Annotated in this window: 4 protein-coding genes; 1 reads left to right on the top strand and 3 read right to left on the bottom strand. The window is 65.0% G+C overall.

Features of this window, described 5'->3' with window-relative positions; all coding sequences use genetic code 11:
- Positions 1 to 289 precede the first annotated feature (289 nt).
- A complete protein-coding gene (locus tag LK10_RS20950) occupies positions 290 to 1,729 on the top strand; it encodes an FCD domain-containing protein (RefSeq protein WP_052207306.1) in 1,440 nt (479 codons plus the stop codon).
- Between the two features lie 548 nt (positions 1,730 to 2,277).
- Here the strand turns inward: LK10_RS20950 and LK10_RS20945 are convergent.
- The 3 genes from LK10_RS20945 to LK10_RS12835 all read right to left on the bottom strand — a co-directional run.
- Positions 2,278 to 3,441 carry an aromatic ring-hydroxylating oxygenase subunit alpha gene (locus tag LK10_RS20945; protein WP_052207305.1) on the bottom strand — a complete coding sequence of 388 codons (1,164 nt, stop codon included), beginning with the start codon at positions 3,439 to 3,441 and terminating at the stop codon, positions 2,278 to 2,280.
- 124 nt (positions 3,442 to 3,565) lie between these two features.
- The gene (locus LK10_RS20940) at positions 3,566 to 4,006 is read right to left on the bottom strand and encodes a cupin domain-containing protein (RefSeq protein ID WP_052207304.1); all 441 of its coding nucleotides are present in this window, start codon (positions 4,004 to 4,006) and stop codon (positions 3,566 to 3,568) included.
- Between the two features lie 197 nt (positions 4,007 to 4,203).
- A partial coding sequence (locus LK10_RS12835) for a D-2-hydroxyacid dehydrogenase (RefSeq protein WP_043124311.1) occupies positions 4,204 to 5,152 on the bottom strand: 949 nt, incomplete at its 5' end.

Here is a 5,152-nt window from a genome sequence, read left to right as displayed (position 1 = left end):
CAGGGTGTGGTAGGCGCCGACAGGGCGTTCGGTCGTGAGCGCTTGGGCGTAGAGGCCAAGAAGGTGATGTGGTGTCGGGTTGCCGGCACGGTTCCAAGCATGGACGACATCTTCGGTGTCCCACATGGCCCCGCCCTCCTAGATCTTGCGATGGCGGTCGGTCGGGGAGCTGCGTCCCGTCCCGTTCCATTCTTAACTATAAACATCTGAGGTCACATGTCAAGTGCCTTATGCCTATAATGGTGGAAAGAAGCGCACCGACTATGCAAGGCTTGAGGAGGCTCGGCCCATGAGCAGCTGGAGGGAACAGCTCGCATTCGCTCCGTTGGAGATCGCAGAGCGTGGGGAGGAGATCGGAGAGAGGCTCCGCCACGCGATCGAGCTCGGCGTTCTCGAGGACGGCACGCAGCTGCCCAGCGAGAGCGATCTGGCCGGCATGATGCGAGTCTCCACCCAGACGCTCCGCACCGCATTGGCCGAGCTCCGCCATCTCGGACTGGTGGAAACGCGGCGCGGCCGCGGCGGGGGCAGCTTCGTCAAGGCGAACAACGGGGACTCCCTTAGGGTGCGGACGGAGACCCTTGCCTCGTACTCTCTCGAAGACCTGCGCGACCTGCGCGAGTACCGGGCAGCCCTGACCGGGTCCGCAGCCGCAGCCGCAGCCGAGAGGTCTCAGCAGATCCCGCTCGGGCGACTCGAGTCGCTGGCCGGGATAGTCGAGACCGCCGGCCAGCCTGCAGACATGATGAGAGCAGACATCAGATTCCACATCGAACTCGCGGCGGCCGCCCGATCCGTCCGCCTCACCCGTCAGGAATTGGCGCTCCAGGCAGACGTTGGACCGCTGATCTGGTCGAGCGCCCCCGGTGGGGGCCGCGAGGCCGCCCAGGAGCACGAGGCGATCGTGGAGGCAATACGCGCAGGAGACGCGGACCGCGCACGCGCCCACGCCGAGGAGCACGTCCGACACGACATGAACCGGCTCATCGACCTGCGCATGTCCCTGGACACCGCCTCCTCCTCCGGAGCGCCTCCGACAGCCAACGAGATCGACAGCGCCGTCTCGTCGATAAAGGCCCTCACCGGGAAGATCCAGCAGACCGCCGTCACATCCCTCCAAATCGTCGAGGACACTGTCCGTGCCCTCCTGGATGGAGCGCCGAGCGGCCGCCCGGGCGCGCTCGACGAGCTCTACGCTGCCGCCCGGCGGACTCTGGAGGAGGCATCGCCGACGCTGATCGGCCTGGGCTTCTTCATAACGGATCCATCGTTCTTCGGACAGAGCGGCTTCGCCTGGTTCTACAAGCCCTCGGACCGGCAAGCGCCGCAGCGCGTGTCACAGGATCTGCAGTACTACGATCCCAGCGCAACGGCCTGGTGGCCTCCGGACGGGGCCAAGGGCATCCACAGCAGCTACGCCTACGTCGACGCGAACGGCCACAACTACATCATCGATTTCAGCAAACGCGTGACGGCCGACGACGGCAGGCTCATCGGCGTAGCCGGCGCCGACATCCTGATCAGCCACCTCCAGACCGTATTCGCCCCGCTCATGGCCTCCCTGCCGCAGGGGTCGTGCATCGTCGACCAGAACGGGGTCGTAATCACGACAAACTCCGGCAGCCTGGTAGGCGGGACGTTGTCTCCCGATGTTCCACGGAGGAGGAGAATCCCACTCCCGAATGTCACCTGGAGCCTCTATCTGGGCGACGCGGAGAGGACGCGCTGATGGCTCTTGCGGGCATGCCCGACCGGGCCGACGCGCCGCTGGCGTAGGACGGGAAGTGCTTTAGGCGCGCGCTGGCGGATGATCCAAGGCCTGAACCATTCGCCGGATCTTGGGAAAGCAATGCCTTGGTGGGGCCGCCGCCAAGTGCCGTCTCGGTCGCCGATCCGCACATAGGAGACCCCGCCCCGGGTAGGGCAGCCGCCATCGGGGAATGCGGTAACAGCACGAAGGGCACTTGGTCGCCGAGGCGATGGGCCGCTGCCTTCGCCGTTGCCTTGATCCGGCGCACCAAGGCAACGCCCTCTCCCTCGGGCAAGGCTCCCCGCCTGCGCGTCGACCGATTCGGCATTCCACAATGCCTCCGGTGAGCAGGTCTGACGCGCCCTCGAACAGGATCATGGCCCCCGCGGCGCACTTGAGCACGCCTGTGCCGCACTACATCCATCTCTCAACAGCGCGGCACAGACATGGCGCTCACCTGGATACGCCGTTCCTCCGACTCGTCGCCGCGGTCACGTACGGCGCCTCCGTGAGGGCGGTCGGTCTTCTCAAGGTGTGCTCGCGGTTCCGTGCCACGGCTTGCCCGAGAAGGCCCGGTACATGCACTCCTGCGCCCAGATGAGGCCGGCCTCCTTGTCCTTCAACAGGGGGGCGCCGCCGAAATAGCCTGCTGGCATCGTGCTCTGGACCGATTCCCCTGCATCGTAGTCTTGGGTCAGGGCCAGGTCCATCGACTTCTCCCTCGCCGCCAGCACTTCATCGCTCGTACCGGGAAGGGCGAAGGACTGGATCTCCTTCAGCGTGGTGGTCGTGCTCACCGGGATGTTGCGCACGACGTTCATGATCGGACCCTGAATGAAGAACTGCGTGTGGGGCCAGATGTGGTAGATGAAGTTGGCGTTGACCATGTCGTCGAGCTGGCCCTTCGGGGGGCTGATGTGCAGCTGCCAGTCTTGGAAGAGGTCGACGCGGTAGTTCTCTCCGGTCTCGTAGCTGCTGGCGAACTCGGGGTGTACCGAGGCGCAGTGGTAACACTCGACGCTGATGTCCAGGATCAGCTTCCAGTTCGCCTTGATCTCGTGCTGCCAGCGGTTCTTCAGCTCGAATGCGCCGAAGTCGTGGTTGAAGGACTTGGACTTCTCGTCGATTTCGCTGAACGCGGGCGAGGAGGTGAACGGCTCGGGGTCCTGCCCGAAGTTCACGAAGATGAACGGGCCGAAGGTCTCGACGGTGCCGCGGAACAGCGGGAAGTTCGCCTTGTCGAAGTTGGCCTCGGGGTCGTACCGGGGTGCGCCCCGGAGCTCTCCGTCGAGCGTCCAGGTCCAGGCATGGAAATGGCATTGCAGCGTGCGTTCGTTGCCCTCGCCCTGGGCGACCTCGTGGCCGCGGTGGCGGCAGACGTTCACGAAGGCGTTGATCTTCCCGTCGCGGCCTCGCACGATGAGGACCGGGATGCGCCCTACCCTTGTGGTGAAGTAGTCCCCGGTGTTGGGTATCCGGTCGATGTGTCCGACGTAGTGCCATTCCCGGTGGAAGATCAGCTCCATCTCGAGGTCGAAGATCCCCTCGTCGGTGTAGAACTCGGGGGTCAGCGGCGTGCGCGCTTCCAGGGTGCGGGCGAGGGCCTCGACAGCGGACGCGCGCTTGGCTTCATCGATCCGCCTGACCCGGGGCTGGAATGTGGTCGGCGTGCAGTTCTGGGTGATAGTCAATCTGTTTTACCTCCGAGCTCTATGGATCAAGGCTGGAATCTGAAGGCGGAAATCCGCCAGTGGAAGGGCTTTCCAAGAGATCTCGGACCCCGTACCACTTTGGTTGCGGGCATGGCCGAGGGCCCTAGATGCGGGCGAACTCGCAGCAGTCCGGGTCAACGGGGAACATCCCGGTGGGGCCGTAGCCGATGATCTCGATCACGGCCTCCTCGTCTTTTGAACCGTCCCAGTGGACGGCGCCGCCCGGGTGGAACATGTAGCTGCCGGGACCCAGCGCGGTGCTCGTGGACGGATCGAACTCCGGGCCGGTTCCGGCATGCCACGTTCCAGAGAGGACGGTGCAGTGCCGGTCCTCGGGGTGGTGGTGCGGCCTGCTCATGGTGTTCGGGGGCCACTTGATGCGGATCACGTAGATGCCGGGTTGGCTGGGGTCGCCGTGGACATTCATCACCTGGATCCCGAACTCGGGGTCGAACCCGGGCTTCCACTCCTCGTCTCCCGAATGGAGCTGGACGAATTCGGATGCTCCGCTCGCGCCCAGGTGCGTTGAGACGGCTTCTGACATTTTTGCCTCCAGAGTAAGAGATGGTGCATTTCGAAAAGACTGCAAGGTAGATACCGCCCAAGAGGCGGCGCCAGCCGGTCGTCCGCGGCCGATCCAGGGGCTTACGGCGGATCCAGGGGCTTGGCGGGCCTCCCCAAGGACCCCTGCCCGCAGGCGGCCGGCGGACTGCGGGCAGGGGCGTCCTTCCTGGCCGGCTGTCAGTACCCGATCTTGGGGTCGACCTGGTAGAGCATGGGCTCGCCGGCCATGTAGCGCTTCATGTTCTGGAAGAAGATGTCGAGGCAGTTGATGGTGTACTGCTCGTTGTCCTGGGTCCCGGTGTGCTGGCTGATCACCAGATTGGGGGTGTCCCACAGCGCGGAAGTCGCCGGCAGCGGCTCCTGCGGCAGCCCATTGACCACGGCGCCGCTGAGGTGACCGTTCCCGAGCTGCTCGCGCAGCGAGTCCCAGTCGATGACCGGTCCCCGCGCATAGGAGACAATCCCAGAGCCGGGCTTCATCAGTTCGAGTTCGCGGCGTCCGATCAGGCCCTCGGTCGCCTCGGTTGAGGGGACGCCGATCACGACCCAGTCCGCACGGCTCAGGACTGCGTCGATTCCGTCCGGGCCGAACATCTCGTCCACGTGGGGGTGGCTCTCGCCGGTGCGGCGAACGCCGATGACCTTCATTCCCAGGTTCTTGGCGAGCTCGGCGATGCCGCCGGCGATGGGGCCGACGCCGATGATGCCAAGTGTCTTGCCTTGGACTGATGTCGCAAAATACCGCTCCCATTTGCCCTGCCGCTGGTTGGTGGCGTAGCGCGGAACAGAGTTGTTCAGCATCAGCACGGACATGAGTCCCCATTCAGCGGCGACCGGCAGGTGGGCGCCGGAGCTCTTGGTGAGGACCACGCCGGGGGCGAGCCAGTCCAGTGGGGAGATGCTGTCGACTCCCGCGCCGATGAAGTTCACCCACTTGAGCTTCGGCGCGTTGAAGAGGACCTCCCGGGGGATCTCGATATTCATCAGCGACGCGAAGAGGACTTCGGTGTCCTCCAGGACCTCCTTGAGATCCGAGTCCTTCCCGATCGTGATGTCGAGCTGGTCAGAGAGCTCGGGGTGGCGCGCGAGGGCGGCATCGATGCGCTCCTGCGTGATGTCGTAGACG

The organism is Sinomonas humi, from assembly GCF_000802235.1.
In the GTDB taxonomy this organism is placed as follows: Bacteria; Actinomycetota; Actinomycetes; order Actinomycetales; family Micrococcaceae; genus Sinomonas; species Sinomonas humi.
The sequence above is the reverse complement of the archived record's forward strand: the minus strand, read 5'-3'. Positions and strand labels throughout refer to the sequence as shown.